19 protein-coding genes are annotated in these 19,647 nt (G+C 74.2%); 15 read left to right on the forward strand and 4 right to left on the reverse strand.

The window, feature by feature from the left end; all coding sequences use genetic code 11:
• The first annotated feature begins 3 nt into the window (after window positions 1-3).
• Window positions 4-480 (forward strand): NUDIX domain-containing protein, encoded by a 477-nt coding sequence (locus HCN08_RS00220; protein WP_167981200.1) that lies wholly within the window; start codon window positions 4-6, stop codon window positions 478-480.
• Window positions 473-940, forward strand: coding sequence for a hypothetical protein (locus HCN08_RS00225; protein WP_167980738.1), 468 nt, complete (start codon window positions 473-475; stop codon window positions 938-940). Before HCN08_RS00220 ends, HCN08_RS00225 begins: the two co-directional genes overlap by 8 nt.
• Here HCN08_RS00225 and HCN08_RS36365 read toward each other — a convergent pair.
• The 3 genes from HCN08_RS36365 to HCN08_RS36375 are packed head-to-tail and all read right to left on the reverse strand — an operon-like array spanning window position 933 to window position 1,724.
• The gene (locus tag HCN08_RS36365) at window positions 933-1,094 is read right to left on the reverse strand and encodes a hypothetical protein (protein ID WP_322974148.1); all 162 of its coding nucleotides are present in this window, start codon (window positions 1,092-1,094) and stop codon (window positions 933-935) included. The genes HCN08_RS00225 and HCN08_RS36365 overlap by 8 nt on opposite strands.
• A gap of 11 nt (window positions 1,095-1,105) precedes the next feature.
• A complete protein-coding gene (locus HCN08_RS36370; RefSeq protein WP_322974149.1) occupies window positions 1,106-1,480 on the reverse strand; it encodes an HD domain-containing protein in 375 nt (124 codons plus the stop codon).
• A gap of 25 nt (window positions 1,481-1,505) precedes the next feature.
• Window positions 1,506-1,724 carry a GntR family transcriptional regulator gene (locus HCN08_RS36375; RefSeq protein WP_167981201.1) on the reverse strand — a complete coding sequence of 73 codons (219 nt, stop codon included), beginning with the start codon at window positions 1,722-1,724 and terminating at the stop codon, window positions 1,506-1,508.
• A 17-nt stretch (window positions 1,725-1,741) separates the two neighbouring features.
• On the opposite strand from HCN08_RS36375, the gene HCN08_RS00240 reads away from it, so the two are divergent.
• The 7 genes from HCN08_RS00240 (at window position 1,742) to HCN08_RS00270 (ending at window position 11,089) form a co-directional block, all read left to right on the forward strand.
• Window positions 1,742-1,933 (forward strand): CsbD family protein, encoded by a 192-nt coding sequence (locus HCN08_RS00240; protein ID WP_167980739.1) that lies wholly within the window; start codon window positions 1,742-1,744, stop codon window positions 1,931-1,933.
• Window positions 1,934-2,159: 226 nt separating this feature from the next.
• The gene (locus HCN08_RS00245; protein ID WP_167980741.1) at window positions 2,160-3,524 is read left to right on the forward strand and encodes an MFS transporter; all 1,365 of its coding nucleotides are present in this window, start codon (window positions 2,160-2,162) and stop codon (window positions 3,522-3,524) included.
• A gap of 250 nt (window positions 3,525-3,774) precedes the next feature.
• Window positions 3,775-4,968 carry a uroporphyrinogen-III synthase gene (locus HCN08_RS00250; protein ID WP_167980742.1) on the forward strand — a complete coding sequence of 398 codons (1,194 nt, stop codon included), beginning with the start codon at window positions 3,775-3,777 and terminating at the stop codon, window positions 4,966-4,968.
• Window positions 4,969-5,641: 673 nt separating this feature from the next.
• A complete protein-coding gene (locus HCN08_RS00255; protein WP_167980743.1) occupies window positions 5,642-6,223 on the forward strand; it encodes a CGNR zinc finger domain-containing protein in 582 nt (193 codons plus the stop codon).
• A 167-nt stretch (window positions 6,224-6,390) separates the two neighbouring features.
• Entirely contained in the window at window positions 6,391-8,670 is a 2,280-nt protein-coding gene (locus HCN08_RS00260; RefSeq protein ID WP_167980744.1) for a HelD family protein, read from the forward strand.
• 459 nt (window positions 8,671-9,129) lie between these two features.
• A complete protein-coding gene (locus tag HCN08_RS00265; RefSeq protein ID WP_167980745.1) occupies window positions 9,130-10,584 on the forward strand; it encodes an NAD-dependent malic enzyme in 1,455 nt (484 codons plus the stop codon).
• A gap of 223 nt (window positions 10,585-10,807) precedes the next feature.
• Window positions 10,808-11,089 (forward strand): HU family DNA-binding protein, encoded by a 282-nt coding sequence (locus HCN08_RS00270; protein ID WP_167980746.1) that lies wholly within the window; start codon window positions 10,808-10,810, stop codon window positions 11,087-11,089.
• A 90-nt stretch (window positions 11,090-11,179) separates the two neighbouring features.
• Here HCN08_RS00270 and murA read toward each other — a convergent pair whose 3' ends face one another.
• Window positions 11,180-12,553, reverse strand: a complete 1,374-nt coding sequence (murA, locus tag HCN08_RS00275; protein WP_167980747.1) for a UDP-N-acetylglucosamine 1-carboxyvinyltransferase — start codon at window positions 12,551-12,553, stop codon at window positions 11,180-11,182.
• Window positions 12,554-12,904: 351 nt separating this feature from the next.
• On the opposite strand from murA, the gene HCN08_RS00280 reads away from it, so the two are divergent.
• The 6 genes from HCN08_RS00280 (at window position 12,905) to HCN08_RS34935 (ending at window position 19,573) form a co-directional block, all read left to right on the forward strand.
• Window positions 12,905-13,483, forward strand: coding sequence for a YqgE/AlgH family protein (locus HCN08_RS00280; RefSeq protein ID WP_167980748.1), 579 nt, complete (start codon window positions 12,905-12,907; stop codon window positions 13,481-13,483).
• A gap of 11 nt (window positions 13,484-13,494) precedes the next feature.
• A complete protein-coding gene (locus HCN08_RS00285; protein WP_031525215.1) occupies window positions 13,495-13,797 on the forward strand; it encodes a DUF3039 domain-containing protein in 303 nt (100 codons plus the stop codon).
• Between the two features lie 54 nt (window positions 13,798-13,851).
• On the forward strand, window positions 13,852-15,078 hold the full coding sequence (locus HCN08_RS00290; protein ID WP_167980749.1) for a tetratricopeptide repeat protein: 1,227 nt from the start codon (window positions 13,852-13,854) through the stop codon (window positions 15,076-15,078).
• 307 nt (window positions 15,079-15,385) lie between these two features.
• Window positions 15,386-16,993, forward strand: coding sequence for a beta-N-acetylhexosaminidase (locus HCN08_RS00295; protein ID WP_167980750.1), 1,608 nt, complete (start codon window positions 15,386-15,388; stop codon window positions 16,991-16,993).
• A 283-nt stretch (window positions 16,994-17,276) separates the two neighbouring features.
• Window positions 17,277-18,149 carry an FAD binding domain-containing protein gene (locus HCN08_RS00300; RefSeq protein ID WP_167980751.1) on the forward strand — a complete coding sequence of 291 codons (873 nt, stop codon included), beginning with the start codon at window positions 17,277-17,279 and terminating at the stop codon, window positions 18,147-18,149.
• On the forward strand, window positions 18,146-19,573 hold the full coding sequence (locus HCN08_RS34935; protein ID WP_167980752.1) for a (2Fe-2S)-binding protein: 1,428 nt from the start codon (window positions 18,146-18,148) through the stop codon (window positions 19,571-19,573). Before HCN08_RS00300 ends, HCN08_RS34935 begins: the two co-directional genes overlap by 4 nt.
• Window positions 19,574-19,647 lie beyond the last annotated feature (74 nt).

The following is a 19,647-nucleotide window of genomic DNA, read 5'->3' on the forward strand; positions in this document are numbered from 1 at the left end:
GACATGCCCACCCGTATCGACTACTTCGACGATCCGCGGGCCCCGAAGGCCAACAGCATCGTCCCCTCCGCGAACGTCATCGTCGCCGACGACGAGGGCCGCGTCCTCATGATCCGGCGTACCGACAACGGCAACTGGGCGGTGCCCGGCGGCGCGATGGACATGGGGGAGTCCCTCGTCCAGACCGGCGTCCGCGAGACCCTGGAGGAGACCGGGGTCCACTGCGAGGTCACCGGGCTGGTGGGCATCTACACCGACCCCCGTCATGTCATCCACTACACGAGCAACGACGAGGTACGGCAGGAGTTCTCGGTCGTCTTCACGGCGCGGTACGTCAGCGGGGAGCCGACGCCCAGTGACGAGTCCCGGGAGGTGGTGTGGGTGCCGAGGGAAGAGGTCGGCGGCCTGACGATGCACCGCTCGATGCGGCAGCGGATCGAGGCGTACCTCAAGGGCGAAGGGCTGCCCCAGCTTGGATAGCGACTGGGTGGGGGCCGCGGCCGACGTCTTCAGCGCGATCGGCACGGTCGGGGCTTTCGGTACCGGATTCGTCCTCCTGCGCCGCGAGCACCGCCGGGACGCCGACCGTGAGGAGGAGGCGCTCCGCGCCCAGGCGGCGCGCGTCAGCGCGTGGGTCGAGGCGTACAGCCGCCCCGACGGCGTACGGGAACTCGCGCTGCACGTCCACAACGCGAGCGACATGCCCATATACGAGGTGGAGCTGCCGCTTCCCGCACCGGTGGGCGAGGAGTCCCGTACCGAGTTCATCGGCCTCGTGCCGCCCAGCCAGACGGTCCGCCGCGCCGCCCCGCGTGAATGGCTGCGCTCGTACGTCGAGCCGGAGCCCGTCGAGATCGGCTTCCTCGACAGCGCCGGCCGCCAGTGGAGCCGCGACGAGCAGGGCAAGCTCGTCCGGGCGAGCCGCTCGGCGGCTACGTGACGAGCAGGCCCTCGATGCGCCGGACGGACGCCTTGATGTGCGGGACCGCTTCGGTGATGGAGCCGGTGACGACGTCCCCCGGGCCGTACCGCGACAGGATCTCGGCCAGGCGCGCGCCGACCTCGGTGGGTTCGCCGACCGGCGTCGTGGTCATGTCGCAGTAGGTCAGGGCGTCGGAGAGCAGGCCGTCGGGAGGATCGAACTCGGCGGTGAGCACGTCACCGAGGCCGCGGTTGCGGGCCTCGATGCGGGCGCAGGAGTGGTGGGCGACCAGAGCGCACAGCCGCGGGTCGGCGTGCTCGACGTCCCGGAGGTAGCGGGCACCGTCAAGACGGCGCGGAGGCCGGTGTCCACGAGCTTCGGGGCGTAGCCGATGTCGTGCAGCCACACGGCGCAGATCAGCAGGTCGGCGTCGTCCCCGGCGAGGTGCCCGATCGCCTCCGCCTTGCGGCCGACCCCCTGGCTGTGCGACCAGCGCCGCGGCAGCGCCTCGGCGAGGAGGTCACCGGCCAGTTGCTGGGCCCACACGACGGAAGTCACCTGTCGAGGCTATCTCGGTTGGCCGTCACTTCACGAAGCGACCTCTGCCCTGCCGCGTCTCGATGAGCCCGGCCGTCTCCAACTCCGTGAGCGCCTGCCGCACGGTCCAGCGGGAGACGCCGAATCGTGCTGTCAGCGTGGCTTCACTGGGCAGCGCAGCACCTTTGCACAGCTCACCGCCCTCGTCCCGCTGGGTGGGGTTTGTTCCTGGCTGGTGGGGCAGGCGGGGGGTGCTGGAAGCGATGGAGTGGAGGCGGGATCATGAGTGGCAAGGACAAGGCAGGGGCGAAGGCCGACGTGGCCGGGGGGAAGGCCAAGGAAGCGGTGGGGGAGGCCGTGGGGAATGAGCGGCTGGAGGCTGAGGGGCGGGGCGATCAGGCCGGCGGGCACGCCCGGGAGGCCAAGGAGAAGGCGAAGGACGCCGTCAAGGACGCGTTCGGGCGGCATCATTGAGCCCGCGCTGAGGCTGTCGGTGCTGCTTCGGCGCTGGGAGTCCGGCGGAACGGCGTTCCCTCGCAGGGGGCGCCGTTCGGCGTTTCCGGGGGCTCACAGGGGGCGGGTGGCGGGAATGAGTGCACGGTTGCCCGGGTGTCACGTGGGGGCACGGGGAGGGTAACGCGGCGTTTCTAGGGTCGGCGGGGCCGGGGTGGAACCCGGGCGGCGGACACAGGGAGGCGCCATGAGTCGGTGGACGGGCCGGTGGATCGAGCGGTGGGACCCCGAGGACGAGACGTTCTGGCACGAGGGCGGCGGGCGGCGGACCGCGCTGCGCAACCTGGTCTTCTCCGTGCTGAGCGAGCACATCGGCTTCTCGATCTGGAGCCTGTGGTCGGTGATGGTGCTGTTCATGGGGCCCGAATACCACGTCGACCCGGCCGGCAAGTTCTTCCTGGTCGCGATGCCGACGCTGGTCGGCGGCGTGCTGCGGGTGCCGTACACCTTCGCGGTCGCGAAGTTCGGCGGGCGCAACTGGACGGTGGTCAGCGCGCTGCTGCTGCTCGTGCCGACGGTCGCCGCGGCGGTCGTGACGAAGCCGGGCGTCTCGTACCCCACGCTCATGGTCGTCGCCGCGCTCACCGGCGTGGGCGGCGGCAACTTCGCCTCCTCCATGACCAACATCAACTCCTTCTACCCGCTTCGGGAGAAGGGCTGGGCGCTCGGGCTGAACGCCGGCGGCGGCAACGTCGGTGTCGCCGCGATCCAGCTCGTCGGGCTGCTGGTCATCGCCACCGCGGGCGCCGCGCACCCGCGGATCGTGCTTGCCGTCTACATCCCGCTCATCGTGGTGGCCGCGGTGCTCGCCGCGGTGTTCATGGACAACCTCGCGCCGGTGCGCAACGACACCGGTGCCGCGCTCGACGCGGGCCGCGACCCGCACACCTGGATCATGTCGCTGCTGTACGTCGGTACGTTCGGGTCGTTCATCGGCTACAGCTTCGCCTTCGGGCTGGTGCTGCAGAACCAGTTCGGCCGCACACCGCTGCACGCGGCGTACCTGACCTTCATCGGGCCGCTGCTCGGCTCGCTGGTCAGGCCGCTGGGCGGGCGGCTCGCCGACCGGTACGGGGGCGGGCGCATCACGCTGTGGAACTTCCTGGCCATGGCCGCGGCGACCGGTGTCGTCATCGTCGCGAGCGAGCAGAAGTCGCTGGGGCTGTTCCTGCCCGGCTTCATCGCGCTGTTCGCGCTCAGCGGGCTCGGGAACGGATCGACGTACAAGATGATCCCCGGCATCTTCCAGAAGAAGGCGGAGGCCGCGGGGCTGGCGGGGGAGGCCGCGGCGGCGCACGCGCGGCGGCTCTCGGGGGCGTCGATGGGGCTGATCGGGGCGGTCGGGGCGCTCGGCGGGGTCGGCATCAACCTCGCCTTCCGGGAGTCGTTCCTGAACGCGGCGAGCGGGACGCCGGCCTTTGTGTCGTTCCTGGCGTATTACGCGGTCTGTTTCGCGGTGACGTGGGCCGTATACCTGCGGCGGCCGGCGAGGAGCGCGGGCGGCGCGGGGCAGGTCGCCCCGGCGGCGACGACGGCGTACGCCGAGGTCTGAGCGGCGGGCGGCACGTAACACCCGGGAAATCAGGGCGAACCGAACCCGTCACCCCGCCTTGGGACGATGCGAGTCCCTCCGGGCGGGGTGGCGGGGGCGTCACGGGGTCGGGGGCGGGGCGCCGGGCGCATGCCTGACGGGACGCCTGGCGCAACGCCTGGCGGGACGCCTGACGGGACGCCTGACGGGACGCCGGGCGGGACGCTTGACGGGATGCTTGACGGAAAACGGCAGCAAGGTGGGCGCAACGATGGAGCCGACACGATCTTCGCGGGTGCCGCGGTCTTCGGGGCCGGCGCGGCCGGCGGGGGACGGCGTGCCGCCGCTCGCCGGGTTCACCGTCGGGGTGACCGCGGCCCGGCGGGCCGACGAGCTGGCCGCGCTGCTGGAGCGGCGCGGGGCGGCGGTGCTGCGGGCGCCGGTGCTGCGGATCGTGCCGCTGCCCGACGACGCGGAGCTGCTGGCCACGACGAAGCAGCTGCTGGACGACGCGCCGGACGTCGTCGTCGCCACGACCGCGATCGGCTTCCGGGGGTGGATCGAGGCGGCCGACGGCTGGGGGCTGGGCGAGGCGCTGCTGCGCCGGCTCGGCGAGGTCGAGCTGCTGGCGCGCGGGCCGAAGGTGCGGGGCGCGGTGCGGGCGGCGGGGCTGACGGAGGCATGGTCGCCGGCGTCGGAATCCATGGCCGAGGTGCTGGAGCGGCTGCTGGAGGAGGGCGTCGAAGGGCGGTGCGTGGCCGTGCAGCTGCACGGGGAGCCGCTGCCCGGCTTCAACGAGTCGCTGCGGGCGGCCGGGGCGCGGGTCGTGGCCGTACCCGTCTACCGCTGGATGCCGCCGGAGGACCTGGCGCCGGTGGACCGGCTGCTGGACGCGGTGTTCACGCGCTCCCTGGACGCGGTGAGCTTCACCAGCGCGCCGGCGGCGGCGTCGCTCCTGGGGCGGGCGTCGCAGCGGGGGCGGCTCGACGATCTGCTCGGCGCGCTGCGCGGTGACGTGCTCGCGGCGTGCGTCGGGCCGGTGACGGCGCTGCCGCTCCAGGCGCATGACGTGCCGACGCTCCAGCCCGAGCGGTTCCGGCTCGGGCCGCTGGTGCAGCTGCTGGCGCGGGAGCTGCCGGGGAGGGTACGGCCGCTGCCCGTCGCCGGGCACGATGTCGAGATACGGGGGCAGGCGGTCGTCGTGGACGGGATGCTGCGGCCGGTGCCGCCGGCCGGGATGGCGCTCCTGCGGGCGCTGGCGCGGCGGCCGGGGTGGGTGGTGTCGCGGGCGGAGCTTTTGCGGGTTTTGCCGGGGGCCGGGCGGGATGAGCATGCCGTGGAGACGGCGATGGCTCGGTTGCGGGCCGCGCTTGGCGCTCCGCGGGTGATTCAGACCGTGGTCAAGCGGGGGTATCGGCTCGCGCTCGATCCGCACGCCGATAAATACGCCTCGGGCGCCGTCTGACGCACCCCGCGGGGTGCGTATGCGCTTTTGAGGGCGGGCCCCTGGGGCTGCCCCTTCCCGCCGTGACGGGACCTTCCGCCGGTGGCGGCTGAGCGCTCCGTTCCCCCCCAGCGCTTCGCCTGGGGGTACCCCCCCGTGCCCCTGCGCCTTGGGCTGCCCCTTGCCGTCGTCTCGCGATCGTCCGCCGGTGGTGCCTGAGCGCGCAGTTCCCCGCGCCCCTATCCGCCCGGGGGATGCCCCGTTCTGCCGTTGCCGGATCGTCCGTTGAGTCGTGGCTGGTCGCGCAGTTCCCCGCGCCCCTGGGTATGCGTGCCCTCACGCGCAATGCCCGCGCCTGCGGCGCCGGGCAGGCCACCAGGGGCCTGGCCCTGCGCGTGAGGGCAACCACTCAGGGGCGCGTGGGGGTACCCCCAGGCGAAGCGCTGGGGGAGAACGGAGCGACAAGCCACCCACGGGGGGAAGGTCCGGAAACGGCCGAACGGGGCACCCCCAGGCGGATGGGGGCGCGGGGAACTGCGCGACCAGCCATTCACCGGGGGAAGGTCCGGCGGCAACAGGGCGGGGCAGCCCGGGCGGGCGGGGGCCGCGGTGGGGGCGGGGGTGCGCGGGGCTAGCCCACCGGCAAGGGAGTTGGCACTCTAAGGGGGCGACGGCGTGGAGGAGGGAGGGGGCGGTGGGGGAGTTGAGGTTTGACGGGGGCAGGGTGTGTCTGGACCTCGTGGCGACGAGGGTGGCGCGGCCGGTGGGGGAGCGGCTGGACCGGGCCGAGCGCGTGGCGGAGTGGGTGATCGGCGCCGGGCTCGTACCGCCGGGTACGGTCGTCGCCGCGGACGCGGACTGGGCCCGCGGCCTGCGCGAGCTGCGGACGCTGCTGGAGGCCCTGGTCGGGGCCCACCTCACCGCCGCCCCACCCCCGCCGGAGGCGGTCGCCCGGCTCAACCATCTGGCCCGCGCCGCCCCGCCCGCGCCCCGCGCCGTGCTCGGCCCCGACGGCACCCTGGTCAGGGCGCTGGCCGCGCCGCCGGACGCCCCCGGCCTGCTCGCGGCGGTGGCCCGCGACGCGGTGGACCTGTTCACCGACCCCGTCGCCCGCTCCCAGCTGCGCCGCTGCGAGGGCGAGAACTGCTCCCTGGTCTACCTGGACACCTCCCGCGGCCGGCGCCGCCGCTGGTGCAGCAGCGAGGTGTGCGGCAACCGCGAGCGCGTCGCCCGGCACCGCCGCCGTACGAACGCCCCCGCGCTGCGCAACGTCTGAGCGCCGCAAGACCGCGGCCCCGGACCCACCGGAGGGAATCCGTCCGGCCCGCGCGGGGCCGCCGGGTGGGCAGAAGCGCGCAGGTCGCGTACGGTTGCAGGCTGCCGCTCGCACGGAACGGGACACCGCGGGCGGTCAGCACGACGTACAGACGAAGGGGGCGCTGCGTGGCCGCGCAGTCCGCAGTTCAGGGCCGGCAGGGGGGCGGCGGCGTCCGGGAGCAGGAGATCGCCGTCGAGCAGCGGCACCTCGACCGGGTCTACCGCCGCCTGGAGGACAAGATCCACGAGGTGGAGTTCCTGATGAGCGACGCCGCCCAGCGCGGCCACGTCGGCACGCCCGGCGCGCTCGCCGAGCGGGACGCGCAGGTCTACCGGGCGAGCGTGCACCTCAACCGGCTCAACAGCGAGTTCGAGGACTTCCTCTTCGGCCGGATCGACCTGCTGCGCGGCAAAGACGGCAAGAAGGGCAGCGACGGCGCGTACACCTCCGTGGACCCCGCCGACGACGCGATCCGCGCGGACGCCACCGCCGACATCGCCGAGACCCTGCACATCGGGCGGATCGGCGTGCTCGACACCGACTACTCGCCCCTGGTCATCGACTGGCGCGCGCCGGCCGCCGCGCCCTTCTACCGCTCCACGCCGGTGGCCCCCGGCCGGGTGGTACGGCGCCGGGTCATCCGCTCCAAGGGGCGCCGGGTCCTCGGCGTCGAGGACGACCTGCTGCGCCCCGAGCTGACGACCGGCCTGCCGGTGGTCGGCGACGGCGCGCTCATGGCGGCGCTCGGGCAGGCCAGGACGCACACGATGCGGGACATCGTCGCGAGCATCCAGGCCGAGCAGGACATGGTCATCCGGGCGCCCGCCGCGTCCGTCACGGAGGTCACCGGCGGGCCCGGCACCGGCAAGACCGCGGTCGCGCTGCACCGCGCGGCGTACCTGCTCTACCAGGACCGCCGCCGCTACTCCGGCGGCATCCTGTGCGTGAGCCCCACGCCGCTGCTGGTGGCGTACACCGAGGGCGTGCTGCCCTCGCTCGGCGAGGAAGGGCAGGTCGCGATCCGCGCGCTCGGCTCGCTCGTCGACGGCGTGACCGCCGAGCTGTACGACGAGCCGGCCGTCGCCCGCGTCAAGGGCTCGCTGCGGATGCAGAAGGTGCTGCGCAACGCCGCCCGCGGCTGCCTGGAGCTGGCGCCCGGCGCGCCCGAGACGCTGCGGGTGGTGGCCTTCGGGCGGCGCCTGGAGCTGTCGGCGACGGAGCTGGCCGCGGTACGGCGGGCCGCGCTCGGCGGCACCGCGCCGGTCAACCTCATGCGGCCCAGGGCCCGCCGGCTGCTGCTGGACGCGCTGTGGCGCAGGACCGGGCGCCGCTTCGACGACACCGAGCTCGCCGCGGAGGAGCGGCAGGGCTTCGACGAGGACATCACCACCGAGCAGGACTTCACGGACTTCCTCGACGCGTGGTGGCCGCTGCTGGAGCCGCGTACGGTGCTGGCCGCGCTCGCCGACGAGCGGCGGCTCGCGCGCTGGTCGCGGCGGGTGCTGACGCCGCCGGAGGTGCGGAAGGTCGCGCGCTCGCTGCGCCGGGAGGGCGTGAGCACGCACGACGTGGCGCTGCTCGACGAGCTGGCCGCGCTGCTCGGGCCCCTGCCGCGGCCCAAGCGGCGCGAGGCGGACCCGCTGGACCAGCTCACCGGGCTGGAGGAGGTCACGACGTACGCCGACCGGCTGGAGGGCGGGCGGCGCGGCCGGGCGGACCGGCTGGAGGAGGAGCGCACGGAGTACGCGCACGTCATCGTCGACGAGGCGCAGGACCTCACGCCGATGCAGTGGCGCATGGTGGGGCGGCGCGGGCGTACGGCGACGTGGACGATCGTCGGCGACCCGGCGCAGAGCTCGTGGTCGGACGTGGACGAGGCCGCGCAGGCGCGCGACGAGGCGCTCGGCTCGCGGCCCCGGCGGCGCTTCACCCTGACGGTGAACTACCGCAACCCGGCGGAGATCGCGGACGTCGCCTCCACGGTGCTCGCGCTCGCCATGCCGGGGACGGAGCCGCCGCGGGCGGTGCGTACGACGGGCGTCGCGCCGCGTTACGAGGTCGCGGGGGCGGACCTCGGGGCGGACGTACGGGCTGCCGCGGCGCGGCTGCTGTCCGAGGTGGACGGTACGGTCGGGGTCGTCGTGGCCATGGGGCGGCGGGCGCAGGCCCGCGGCTGGATCGAGGGGCTCGGGGAGCGGGTCGTCGCGCTGGGCAGCCTTGAGGCGAAGGGCCTGGAGTACGACGCGACGCTCGTCGTGAGCCCGGCGGAGATCGCCGAGGAGTCGCCCGCGGGGTTGCGGGTGTTGTACGTCGCCCTGACGCGGGCGACCCAGCGCCTGGCCGTCCTCTCGACGCCCCTCGACACGCCTGACTCCGCCGGCATCCCGGACCTCTTGCTGCCCTGACCGCCCGGGGCCGGACTTTGCGCGCGGAGACCGGCTTTTCACGCGCGGAGGTCGGCTTTTCAGGGGCGCGGGGAACTGCGCGACCAGCCACAGCGCAAGGGACGATCCCGTCACGGCGGGAAGGGGCAGCCCGGCGGGCGTAAACGCCGCGGCCCCGCGGAAAGGCGGGGCCCGGGGGCCGGCCCCTGGTGAGGGACTCGGCGAGGTCGGGGACGCCGGCCCGCCATGCTCGCCTCGCGGCAAGTGGGCGCTCGAAGCGCCTAAGGTTGGGCCCGGGGGCTTGGATCGGGCCGGCGTCGTACCCAGGCTAACAAACACCGGCGGGAAGCTGTTCCCTCCCTGCGCCGAACCGGGGTGTTGCCGCCGGTTCACGTCGTGGAAGTAGTGTTCCACGCGTACGCACGCGCAGCGCAGCGCGGCGCGTACGCGCACACGGACCCACCTCGGAAGAAGGTCGTCATGGCAACGGCGCCAAGCGTCTCGTACTCGATCACCGTACGTCTGGAGGTCCCCGCCGGCGGGACCGCGGTCAGTGCGCTGACCACCGCGGTGGAGTCCTCGGGCGGCTCGGTCACGGGCCTGGACGTGACGGCGTCGGGGCACGAGCGGTTGCGTATCGACGTCACGATCGCCGCGAGCTCCACCGACCACGCCGCCGAGATCGTCCGCAAGCTGCGCGGCATCGAGGGCGTCACGATCGGCAAGGTCTCCGACCGTACGTTCCTGATGCACCTCGGCGGCAAGATCGAGATGCAGTCCAAGCACCCCATCCGCAACCGCGACGACCTGTCCATGGTGTACACGCCGGGCGTGGCGCGGGTGTGCATGGCGATCGCCGAGAACCCGGACGACGCCCGCCGGCTGACGATCAAGCGCAACAGCGTCGCCGTGGTCACCGACGGCTCCGCCGTGCTGGGCCTGGGCAACATCGGGCCGAAGGCCGCGCTGCCGGTGATGGAGGGCAAGGCCGCCCTCTTCAAGCGCTTCGCCGGGATCGACGCGTGGCCGCTGTGCCTGGACACCCAGGACCCCGACAAGATCGTCGAGATCGTCAAGGCCATCGCCCCGGGCTTCGCGGGCATCAACCTGGAGGACATCTCCGCGCCGCGCTGCTTCGAGATCGAGGCCCGGCTGCGCGAGGCCCTGGACATCCCGGTCTTCCACGACGACCAGCACGGCACCGCCATCGTCGTGCTCGCCGCGCTGACCAACGCGCTGCGGGTGGTCGGCAAGCACATCGGCGATGTACGGGTCGTCATGTCCGGTGCGGGCGCGGCCGGTACGGCGATCCTGAAGCTGCTGCTCGCGGCGGGCGTCAAGCACGCCGTCGTCGCCGACATCCACGGCGTGGTGCACGCCGGCCGCGAGGACCTGGTCGATGCGCCCGCCGGCTCGGCGCTGCGGTGGATCGCGGACAACACCAACCCCGAAGGCGTCACGGGCACGTTGAAGCAGGCCGTGGTGGACGCCGACGTCTTCATCGGGGTGTCCGCGCCCAACGTGCTGGACGGCTCGGACATCGCCGCGATGGCGGACGGCGCGATCGTCTTCGCGCTGGCCAACCCCGACCCCGAGGTGGAGCCGGGCGAGGCGCGGCAGACCGCGGCGGTGGTGGCCACCGGCCGCAGCGACTTCCCCAACCAGATCAACAACGTGCTGGTCTTCCCCGGGGTCTTCCGCGGCCTGCTGGACGCCCAGTCACGCACCGTCAACACCGAGATGATGCTGGCCGCGGCCCGCGCGCTGGCCGGCGTGGTCGCCGACGGCGAGCTGAACCCCAACTACGTCATCCCCAGCGTCTTCAACGACAAGGTCGCCGGCGCCGTCGCCGACGCCGTACGGGACGCGGCGCGGGCGCAGGGCCCGGCGGTGTCCGCGGCGGCGGCATCGGGTCCTGCCGCACCGGCGCTGTGACGGGCGGAGGGCCCGCGGAAGACCGGGAAACGTATTCCGAGCGTCGAACACCGGACGACAATCCGTCATCCTTGCCCCGCCGCACGTCTTTTTCCGCGACTCGCGCGGGCAGGCGATTGGCTTTCCGCCCATATATGGGGGCAGGATGCACACCTGGGCAGTGAGGCACACAGCAACAGCCGAGCTCGCGCCCCCATGGCAGAAAGAACACGGGAGTACAGATATGAACCGCAGTGAGCTGGTGGCCGCGCTGGCCGACCGCGCAGAGGTGACCCGCAAGGACGCCGACGCCGTCCTCGCGGCTTTCGCCGACACCGTCGGCGAGATCGTGGCCAAGGGCGACGAGAAGGTCACCATCCCCGGCTTCCTGACCTTCGAGCGCACTCACCGTGCCGCCCGCAGCGCCCGTAACCCGCAGACGGGTGAGCCGATCAGCATCCCCGCCGGTTACAGCGTCAAGGTCTCCGCCGGGTCCAAGCTCAAGGAAGCCGCCAAGGGCAAGTAAGCGCCGGCCGAGCGCCCGGGACGAACACCGCGAGGGCGGCCTCCCCAGCCGGGGAGGCCGCCCTCGGGCGCGTACGCGGCCGGCGCCGCGTCAGGCGACCGCCGCACGGGCCGCGTCACCGGAGGCGGGGCGCGGCACCCCGGGCAGCTCGATGTGCGCGCCCAGGCCCTCCAGCTTGGCCAGGAAGTTCTCGTAGCCGCGGTTGATCAGCCCGATGCCGTGCACCCGCGACATGCCCTGCGCGGCGAGCGCCGCGATCAGGTACGAGAACCCGCCGCGCAGGTCCGGGATGACCAGATCCGCGCCCTGGAGCTTCGTCGGGCCCGACACCACCGCCGAATGCAGGAAATTGCGCTGCCCGAACCGGCACGCGCTGCCGCCCAGGCACTCGCGGTAGAGCTGGATGTGCGCCCCCATCTGGTTGAGCGCCGAGGTGAATCCGAGCCGCGACTCGTACACCGTCTCATGCACGATCGACAGCCCCGACGCCTGCGTCAGCGCCACCACCAGCGGCTGCTGCCAGTCGGTCTGGAAACCGGGGTGCACGTCCGTCTCCAGCGCGATGGCGTTCAGCGGGCCGCCCGGGTGCCAGAACCGGATGCCCTCGTCGTCGATCGCGAACGCGCCGCCGACCCGGCGGAAGGTGTTCAGGAACGTCATCATGGAGCGCTGCTGCGCACCGCGGACGTAGATGTCGCCCTCGGTCGCGAGAGCCGCGCTCGCCCATGAGGCGGCTTCCAGCCGGTCGGGAATCGCCCGGTGCGTGTACCCGCCCAGCTTCTCCACGCCGGTGATGCGGATGGTGCGGTCGGTGTCCATGGAAATGATCGCGCCCATTTTCTGCAGGACGCAGATCAGGTCCTCGATCTCCGGTTCGACCGCGGCGTTCGACAGCTCGGTGACGCCCTCGGCGAGCACCGCCGTGAGCAGCACCTGCTCGGTGGAGCCCACCGACGGGTACGGCAGCCGGATCTTGCAGCCGCGCAGCGGGCGCGGCGCCTCAAGATACTGCCCGTCGGCCCGTTTCTCGATCCGCGCGCCGAACTGCCGCAGCACGTCGAAGTGGAAGTCGATCGGCCGGCCGCCGATGTCGCAGCCGCCCAGGCCCGGGATGAAGGCGTGGCCCAGGCGGTGCAGCAGCGGGCCGCAGAACAGGATCGGGATACGGGAGGACCCGGCGTGCGCGTCGATGTCGGCGACGTTCGCGCTCTCCACCCGGGTCGGGTCGAGCACCAGCTCGCCGGGCTCCTCACCGGGAGCGACCGTCACTCCGTGCAACTGGAGCAGCCCGCGCACCACCCGCACGTCCCGGATGTCCGGCACATTGCGCAGTCTGCTCGGTTCGCTGCCGAGAAGGGCGGCGACCATGGCCTTCGGCACGAGATTCTTCGCGCCTCTGACCCGGATCTCGCCTTCGAGGGGGGTTCCGCCATGGACAAGCAGTACGTCGGCGATGTCGGTCATGGAACTCGCGATCGTCGGAACGGGTTCGGAACGGGGTGCTGCGGGTGCTGCGGGGTGGTACGCGGTGGTGCGGGGCTCTACGGGGGTGGTGCGGGGTGGTGCGAGGGGGGCGTGCGGCAGGACGGATCCCGTCGCGGAAAAGAGGTTGAGCCGCGAACTGAGCACATCGTAATGCGCCCCACGCGCCCCTCCCGTGGGTGCGGGCCGCGCCGCACCGCGCGACGCCGCCCCCGTACTCCGGGCGGGCGCCCCCGTGCCGCCCCGGGCCGCGTCCGCCCGCCGTCCACAGGTGCGTCCACAGGTCCGGGAGACGACTCCCCATGGCGCCCCCGCATGCGGGATCATGTGGCCATGACCGAGGTGTCCTCGCTCACCGGACGACTGCTCGTCGCCACGCCGAAGCTGTCCGACCCGAACTTCGACCGGGCCGTGGTGCTGCTGCTCGACCACGACACGGAGGGTTCCCTCGGCGTGGTCCTGAACCGGCCGACCCCGGTCGGCGTGGGCGATGTGCTCCAGCCGTGGGCGGCGCTCGCGGTGCTGCCGCAGGTCGTCTTCCAGGGCGGCCCGGTCTCGCTGGACTCGGCGCTGGGCCTGGCCGTCGTCCCGGGCGAGCCGCGGCCCGGCGAGGCGGTGGAGCTGCTGGGCTGGCGCCGGGTGCACGGCGCGATCGGCCTGGTCGACCTGGAGGCGCCCCCCGAGCTGCTGGCCGCCGAGCTCGGCAGCCTGCGCATCTTCGCCGGCTACTCCGGCTGGGGCCCCGGCCAGCTGGAGCGCGAGCTGGTGGACGGGGCGTGGTACGTGGTCGAGTCCGAGCCAGGTGACGTGTCCGCGCCGAACCCGGAGCGGCTGTGGCGCTCGGTGCTGCGCCGGCAGCGCAATGAGCTGGCGATGGTGGCCACGTATCCCGACGATCCCTCTCTCAACTAGTCTTGTCTCTTATGAGCACTCTTGAGCCCGAGCGCGGGGCGGGCACCGGCACCCTGGTCGAGCCGACCCCGCAGCTCTCCCATGGTGACGGCGACCACGAGCGCTACGCGCACTACGTCCAGAAGGACAAGATCATGGCGAGCGCGCTGGAAGGCACGCCCGTCGTCGCCCTGTGCGGCAAGGTCTGGGTCCCCGGACGCGACCCGAAGAAGTATCCCGTCTGCCCCATGTGCAAGGAGATCTACGAGGGCATGCCGCTCGGCGGCGGCGGAGGCAAGGACAAGTCCGGCAAGGGCAGCGGCGGCAACGCCTGACGCCCTTCCGGCGGACAGGGGAGGCCCGTGGAAGGCGACGAGGGTGACGGGGGCGTGTTCGGTACGCCGGACGCGCCCGACGACGACTCCACCAGCAACGAGCGCGTCCACGCGCTGGTCGCGCAGGGGCGCTTCGCGGAGGCGCACGCCGTGGTCGGCGACGCCTTCGTGGAGCGCAACGGCAGTGCGGGCTATCTGCTGCGGGCGTGGGTGCTCGCGCAGGAGCGGCGGCCCGCGGAGGCGCGCGAGGCCGTCGACTGGGCGCTGGCCCTGGCCGGGCCGGCCGAGACCGGTGACGTCTTCCTGCTCGCCGGTGTGGTGCTTCTCTCACTCGACGAGGTCCACGACGCGCTGATCGTGGCGCTGCGCGCGAGCGGGGCGGATCCCGACGGCTGGGAGCCGGCGGTGCTGCTCTCCGACGTCTACCGGCGGCTCGGGCGGGTGCCCGACGCCGTGGCCGCCGCCCGCAGGGCCGTCGCGCTGGCCCCGCAGGAGGCCGAGGCGCAGCTGGCACTCGCCCGCTCGCTCAGCGCGGGCCGGGGACTGCTGGGCCGCCTCCCGCGGCGGCTGCGGGCCGAGCACCGGGACGCGGTCGAGCGCTCGCTGATGCTCGGGGCCGACCCCGGGCAGCTCCAGGCGCCGCGGGCCGGCGTCGTCACCGGCGGGCTCGCGGTGGCGGTGCTCTGGGCGATCCAGCTCTACCGGATCGAGACCGGCGACGACTGGCAGTTCGTCGCGGCGGGCGTCGTGCTGCTGGTGACGGCGGCGCTGCTCGCGGTGCTCGTACGGGTGCACAGCCGGCGCACCGGGACGGGCGCGCGGGCGCGCGTCATGGGGATCAGGGCGACCGTGCGGACGGAGCTCACCGCGGACGACCGGCTGTGGCGGCTGCGGGCCGCGCACGTCGGGGCGGCGATCCCCGTCGCGCCGCTGCTCACCACCGGGCTGGTCGCGGATCGCGCCTGGCGGCGCGAGCTGTGGCCGCTGTGGGCGGCCGTGCCGGTGACCGCGGTGGGTGTCGCCGGGGTCGCGCTCGCCGTGGCCGGCGTGCACTGGTGGTACGGGCCCGAATTCACCCGCCGGGCGTTCCTCTTCTCCTGGGCCGGCCGCCTCCAGCTCGTCCTCCCCGCGCTTCTCCTCGGCTCCACCCTCGCCGCGTCCATCGCGGGCTCCGCCCCGCGCTCCACCTGGCGCGCCCTCGCCCTCGCCCACGCGGGCTGGCTCGTCGCCACGTGGGCGATTGCCTTCGGCCTCTCCACCAGGGCCCGCCGCGCGGTCTGACCCCCGCAGCCCGCCCGCCCTGCCCCGTCCTGTGGTCGCCGGACCTTCCCCCGGCAGTGGGTTGCTCGCGCAGTTCCCCGCGCCCCTGGGTATGCGTGCCCTCACGCGCAATGCCCGCGCCTGCGGCGCCGGGCAACCACTCAGGGGCCTGCCCCTGCGCGTGAGGGCAACCATCCAGGGGCGCGGGGAACTGCGCGACCAGCCACGACGCAACGGACGATCCCGCGACAACAGAACGGGGCAGGGCGGGGGGCGCCGGGGGGAGCCCTGGCGTCGGGGCGGGGGGAGGGCAGGGGAGGATGAGGGTATGGAATTCGTGCCGGCGGTGCGGGGTGGGGCGGTAAAGGGCGGGCGGCTTGCGCTCGGGGAAAAGGTGCGGGTCGAGGTGGGGGCCGGGGCGGAGAGGGCCGGGCGCTGGGTGCGGGGGGCGCTCGGCGCGGCGACCGGCGTGGACTTCGCGGCCCCCGACGGGGTGCGGCTGAGCCTGCGGGTCGAGGAAGCGCTCGGCGCGGAGGCGTACCGCCTGGACGTCGGCCCGCACGGCATCGAGATCACCGGCGGCGACGGCGCCGGGGCCTTCTGGGGAGCACAGACCTTGCGCCAGCTCCTCGGCCCCGAAGCCTTCCGCAAGGCCCCGCTGCCCCGCGGCGGCGAGCTCTGGACCGTACCCCACTGCCTCATCGAGGACGCCCCCCGCTTCCACTGGCGCGGCTTCATGCTGGACGTCGCACGGCACTTCATGCCCAAGGACGGCATCCTGCGCCACCTCGACCTGATGGCCGCGCACAAGCTCAACGTGCTGCACCTGCACCTCACCGACGACCAGGGCTGGCGCGTGCAGATCCACCGCCACCCCCGCCTCACAGAAGTCGGCGCGTGGCGCCGCCGCACCAAGGTGGGCCTGCTGGAGTCCCCGCTGTGGGACGAGCGCCCGCACGGCGGCTTCTACACGCAGGACGACCTGCGCGAGATCGTCGCGTACGCCGCCGAGCGGCACATCACCGTCGTCCCCGAGATCGACATCCCCGGCCACTCCCAGGCGGCCATCGCCGCCTACCCCGACCTCGGCAACACCGACGTCGTGGACACCGCCGCCCTGGAGGTCCTGGACCACTGGGGCGTCAACCCCAACGTCCTGGCCCCCACCGAGCACGTCCTGCGCTTCTACGAGGACGTCCTCACCGAGGTCCTGGACCTCTTCCCGAGCACCTTCGTGCACATCGGCGGCGACGAGTGCCCCAAGGACCAGTGGCGCGCCTCGCCCACCGCCCAGGCCCGTATCGCCGAGCTGGGCGCGGGCGACGAGGACGGCCTGCAGAGCGCGCTCATCCGGCACTTCGACCGCTGGCTCGCCGACCGCGGCCGGCGGCTCATCGGCTGGGACGAGATCCTGGAGGGCGGCCTCGCCGAGGGCGCCGCCGTGTCGTCCTGGCAGGGCTACGCGGGCGGCATCGCCGCGGCCCGGGCCGGCCACGACGTGGTGATGTGCCCGCAGACCCAGGTCTACCTGGACTGGCGGCAGGCCGACGGCCCCGACGAGCCGGTGCCGATCGCCCATGTCCGCACCCTGGAGGACGTCTACCGCTTCGAGCCGGTCCCGGCCGAGTTGACGCCCGAGGAGGCCGCGCACGTCATCGGCACGCAGGCGAACGTGTGGACCGAGGTGCTGGACTCGCCCCGCACCGTCGACTACGCCGTCTACCCGCGGCTGAGCGCCCTCGCCGAGGTCGCCTGGTCGCCGCTGCCCGCGCCCGCCGAGCGCGACTGGCCCGGCTTCGAGGCCCGTATGCGCACCCACTACGCCCGGCTGGACGCCCTCGGCGTCGAGTACCGCCCGCCCGGCGGCCCGCACCCCTGGCAGCGCCGCCCGGGCGTCCTGGGGCGCCCGAAGGACGGCCCGCCCCCGATCGTGTGACCCCATCCGGGGATTCCCGCAAAATCCGCAACTTCCGCCCCACGAAGCCCCGGACCTGGCACCGTGGACCCGTAACGCCGCAACATCCGCGAAGCGCGGCAATTGCGGCACTGTGCCTATTTCTCCGGGAGACGTACGATCACCGGCGTGGCGGACGGATCGGTACTTCGTGGACCCTCGCGCCGACCCCCGGGGAAGATGTGCCAGAGTTGCCACGTCCGGGCTGTCAGCACGTACGGTACGGCTACCGCGTGACGGAGGAAGGCCGGGAAGGGGCAGCTGCGTGAGCACGTATGCACAGCAGACCGCGGAGAACGTCACGTTGCCGTCCTCGCTGGACGAGGCGGTGGCGGCGCTCGCCGCCATGCCCAGCGCGGTGCCCGTCGCGGGCGGCACCGACCTCATGGCGTCGGTCAACGCCGGGCTGCTGCGCCCGGCCGCGCTCGTCGGCCTCGGCCGCATCGCCGAGATCCGCGGCTGGCAGTACGCCGACGGGGCCGCGCTGCTCGGCGCCGGCCTGACCCACGCGCGCATGGGCCGCCCCGACTTCGCCGCGCTCATCCCCGCGCTGGCCGCCGCCGCCCGCTCGGCCGGCCCGCCGCAGATCCGCAACGCCGGCACCCTCGGCGGCAACATCGTCTCGGCCGCGCCCACCGGCGACTCGCTGCCGGTGCTGGCCGCGCTGGAGGCCAGCGTCGTCCTCGCCGGGCCCGAGGCCGACCGGGAGATCCCGGTCAGCCACCTGCTGACCGGCATGGACCCGCTGCGGCCCGGCGAGTTGCTGGCCTTCGTGCGCATCCCGCTGCTGCACGCCCCGCAGACCTTCCTCAAGGCCACCGGCCGCACCGGGCCCGGCAGAGCCGTCGCCTCCGTCGCGCTCGTCGTCGACCCGGCCAGACGCCAGGTGCGGTGCGCCGTCGGCGCGGTCGCCCAGGTGCCGCTGCGCCCGCTGGAGGCCGAGCAGTGGGTGGCCGGGCTCATCGACTGGGACGGCGAGCGCACCCTGGCCCCCGAGGCGTGCACCGCCTTCGGCGAGTACGTCGCCGCCGCCTGCATCCCCGACCAGCCGGGCGTCGAACTGCCCCCGGCGGCCGTCCAGCTGCGCCGTACCGTGGCCGCACTGTCCCGCCGAGCGCTCGGGAGGGCCCTGGCATGACCGACCAGCCGCAGCAGCCGGGCCCCGCCGGCAACTCCGGGGCCTGGCAGCCCGTCCCCGGCGGCGGGGACTACGACCCCGACCAGACCATGCACGTCTCCTTCGCCGCGCAACTGCCCCCGCAGCCGCGCCCCGGCGAGGACCCGCTCATCGCGCACGGCCCGGTGGGCGAGCCGGACGCGGCGACCACCTGGACGATCCCGGTCATCCGGGAGGACGGCGAGGGCGACTCCGGCGAATACTCCGCCGGCGCCTTCACCTCGCCCTGGGACCAGGCCCCTTCGCCCGCCGCGCCCACGCAGTCCTTCCCCGCGGGGATGTTCGGGCAGGGCGCCGCCGCCGCGCAGGCCGCCCAGGCGCAGGCCCGCGCCGAGGCAGCCGCCGCCGCGGTGGACACCGGCCAGTCCGGCACGCCGTGGTCGCCGTTCGGGGTGCCCGAGGCGGTGCCGTGGACGCCGGTCGACCCGGCGGCGGCCGAGGCCGCGTGGTCCTCGGTCGTCGACGAGGTGCCCGAGCCGGCCCCCGAGGGCCCGCCGCCGCACGAGCCGGCGCCCGAGGACGAACTGCTCGCCGACCGCCTCCCGCCGGCCGCCGAGCCGCTGCCCGAGGCGGCGCTGGAGGGCGAGCCCTCACCCGTCGCCGACACCCGGCCCGAGCCGCTGCCCGAGCACGAGCCGGTCGCCGAGGCCGACCCCGCTCACCAGCCCGACGCCGACGCCGGCCACGCGGCGGACTACGACGGCGACTACGACGGCGACCACGGCTACGACCCCGGGTCCGCGCCCGCCGCGGACACCGGCGAGGCGTACGAGGCCGGGCCCGGCCACCGGCCGGAGTACGCAGGCGACCCGCCCGCCGCCGAGGACACCCGCAGCGAACACCCGCTCGCCTCCTACGTCCTGCGGGTCAACGGCACCGACCGGCCGGTCACCGACGCGTGGCTCGGCGAGTCGCTGCTGTACGTGCTGCGCGAGCGGCTGGGCCTGGCCGGCGCGAAGGACGGCTGCGAGCAGGGCGAGTGCGGCGCGTGCTCGGTCCAGGTCGACGGGCGGCTCGTGGCGTCCTGCCTGGTGCCCGCCGCGACCGCCGCCGGCAGCGAGGTCCTCACCGTCGAGGGCCTGTCCGCCGACGGCCGGCCCAGCGACATCCAGCAGGCCCTCGCCGACTGCGGCGCCGTCCAGTGCGGCTTCTGCATCCCCGGCATGGCGATGACCGTGCACGACCTGCTGGAGGGCAACCACCGCCCCACCGACCTGGAGACCCGGCAGGCGCTGTGCGGCAACCTGTGCCGCTGCTCCGGCTACCGCGGGGTCGTCGAGGCGGTGCGCCAGGTCGTCGGGGCGCGCGACGCCGAGGACCCGCCGCCGCCGGCCCCGCGCATCCCCGCCCAGCCCGGCCCCGCCTCCCCGGAGGCGTCCGCGTGAACCGCCGTACGGGCCGCACGCCGGGCCCCCGCAAGGACCGCGCCCGTACGGACCCGCTCCGTCGCGCGCACCGC

This window comes from Actinacidiphila epipremni, from assembly GCF_012034175.1.
Classification (GTDB): Bacteria; Actinomycetota; Actinomycetes; order Streptomycetales; family Streptomycetaceae; genus Actinacidiphila; species Actinacidiphila epipremni.

What these genes read in the sequence shown, in the direction of transcription:
- HCN08_RS00220 (WP_167981200.1), top strand. Translation starts at nt 4, where the DNA reads ATGCCCACCCGTATCGACTACTTCGACGATCCGCGGGCCCCGAAGGCC.
- HCN08_RS36365 (WP_322974148.1), bottom strand. Translation starts at nt 1,094, where the DNA reads ATGACCACGACGCCGGTCGGCGAACCCACCGAGGTCGGCGCGCGCCTG.
- HCN08_RS00240 (WP_167980739.1), top strand. Translation starts at nt 1,742, where the DNA reads ATGAGTGGCAAGGACAAGGCAGGGGCGAAGGCCGACGTGGCCGGGGGG.
- HCN08_RS00245 (WP_167980741.1), top strand. Translation starts at nt 2,160, where the DNA reads ATGAGTCGGTGGACGGGCCGGTGGATCGAGCGGTGGGACCCCGAGGAC.
- HCN08_RS00250 (WP_167980742.1), top strand. Translation starts at nt 3,775, where the DNA reads ATGGAGCCGACACGATCTTCGCGGGTGCCGCGGTCTTCGGGGCCGGCG.
- HCN08_RS00265 (WP_167980745.1), top strand. Translation starts at nt 9,130, where the DNA reads ATGGCAACGGCGCCAAGCGTCTCGTACTCGATCACCGTACGTCTGGAG.
- HCN08_RS00270 (WP_167980746.1), top strand. Translation starts at nt 10,808, where the DNA reads ATGAACCGCAGTGAGCTGGTGGCCGCGCTGGCCGACCGCGCAGAGGTG.
- murA (WP_167980747.1), bottom strand. Translation starts at nt 12,553, where the DNA reads ATGACCGACATCGCCGACGTACTGCTTGTCCATGGCGGAACCCCCCTC.
- HCN08_RS00280 (WP_167980748.1), top strand. Translation starts at nt 12,905, where the DNA reads ATGACCGAGGTGTCCTCGCTCACCGGACGACTGCTCGTCGCCACGCCG.
- HCN08_RS00285 (WP_031525215.1), top strand. Translation starts at nt 13,495, where the DNA reads ATGAGCACTCTTGAGCCCGAGCGCGGGGCGGGCACCGGCACCCTGGTC.
- HCN08_RS00295 (WP_167980750.1), top strand. Translation starts at nt 15,386, where the DNA reads ATGGAATTCGTGCCGGCGGTGCGGGGTGGGGCGGTAAAGGGCGGGCGG.
- HCN08_RS34935 (WP_167980752.1), top strand. Translation starts at nt 18,146, where the DNA reads ATGACCGACCAGCCGCAGCAGCCGGGCCCCGCCGGCAACTCCGGGGCC.